Genomic DNA, 1,290 nt, shown 5'->3' on the forward strand with positions numbered 1-1,290 from the left:
AGCTGGTACCGTGTGCACCGTAACGGCGCAAGCCGTATTTTTCGTACAATTCATGTGGAACAGCGTATTTGTAAGCATGTTCAGGCATGGTTTGATGGAATGCAGTGTCGAATACGACAACGTTCGGCAGGCCTTTGAAAATGGTTTGTGCAGCGCGCAGGCCCAAAAGGTGTGCCGGGTTGTGCAGAGGAGCAAGTGGAATACATTTTTCGATACCGTCGATAACTTCGTCGGTAACCAAAATGGATTCGCTGTACAATTCGCCGCCGCTTACCACGCGGTGGCCGATCGCACCGATACGGGTGTCGAGGCCGTGGGCTTTGAGCTCGTCCATCAGTGCTTCTACCGCGCCGGTATGGTCTGGCTTGGCGGCCAATTCAACTTTATGTTTTTCGCCGTTGAATTTGAAGGTGATGTAGGCATCAGGCAGATTGAGTTTTTCTGCCAGGCAGCTCAGTAATACTTCGCCGCTGTCGTTATCCAATACGGCACCTTTGAGGGAAGAGCTGCCGCAGTTCAAAACCAAGATTAATTTTTGTGTCATTTTATGCTCCTTGAGGTTTCAGACGGCATTTTTGTCGGGACCTTACTGCTGCTCCGGCTATGTTGCACCCCTTGTGGGACGTAGTGGGTAGCGGTCTGAACAGATTAACAAAGTAAACGCCGTATTCTAACAAAAAATGTAATCGGCTGCTTGACTTAATATTTGATGTAAAATGGACGGAATTTTATTTTAGGCCGTCTGAAAAAATGACGGCGGTTTTGAAGATTTCCCGATATGCATTATTTCAGTATCCACACTCAAGACGGCGAACATGCCGGATTTTTTATTATGTTAGCAGACGATGAATCGCAAAATCCGCCGCAAAGCGGACGCTTTGTAGTCAAACTGCAAAGCGAAGATGCAACCGAAGCAGCGGTATTGTCGCCTTTCGAGCAAACCGATATCCCTCAATACTGGCGCGTGGTTAAAGACCGTATCGAATTGTTTTTTGACGATAAAAATATCGGTGCGTTGCGCAACGAATACCTGACAGTCAGCGGCAAAACCTTTATCCTGAGCGATTTGACCGGAGCGATGTAATGGAAAGTATGTTTATCCTTGTCCCCATCAGCATTATTTTGGCCTTTATCATCGGTTGGTTTTTCTGGTGGTCGGGTAAAAACGGACAGTTTGACGACCTTGAAGGACCTGCGCACCGCATTTTGATGGACGACGACTCCACTGAAAAACTGATCGAAAAAGACGAAGACAAAGAATCCAAATAATGAGCCTTAAAAAAGACAATC

General features: G+C 46.8%; 2 protein-coding genes and 1 pseudogene. 2 read left to right on the forward strand and 1 reads right to left on the reverse strand.

Annotation, left to right across the window (positions count from 1 at the left end; translation table 11 throughout):
- Nucleotides 1-544 (reverse strand): annotated as a pseudogene (locus ACTHUR_RS11280) (acetate kinase); the annotation flags it as partial.
- A 234-nt stretch (nucleotides 545-778) separates the two neighbouring features.
- Here ACTHUR_RS11280 and ACTHUR_RS11285 point away from each other — a divergent pair.
- Entirely contained in the window at nucleotides 779-1,084 is a 306-nt protein-coding gene (locus ACTHUR_RS11285; RefSeq protein ID WP_070461479.1) for an HLGFF motif protein, read from the forward strand.
- Nucleotides 1,084-1,269, forward strand: a complete 186-nt coding sequence (ccoS, locus tag ACTHUR_RS11290; RefSeq protein WP_070461478.1) for a cbb3-type cytochrome oxidase assembly protein CcoS — start codon at nucleotides 1,084-1,086, stop codon at nucleotides 1,267-1,269. Before ACTHUR_RS11285 ends, ccoS begins: the two co-directional genes overlap by 1 nt.
- Nucleotides 1,270-1,290: the final 21 nt, after the last annotated feature.

Source organism: Neisseria sp. P0021.S007 (assembly GCF_051956855.1).

Excerpts from the sequence above, each read along its gene's own strand:
- ccoS (WP_070461478.1), top strand. The coding sequence starts at position 1,084 with ATGGAAAGTATGTTTATCCTTGTCCCCATCAGCATTATTTTGGCCTTT.
- ACTHUR_RS11285 (WP_070461479.1), top strand. The coding sequence starts at position 779 with ATGCATTATTTCAGTATCCACACTCAAGACGGCGAACATGCCGGATTT.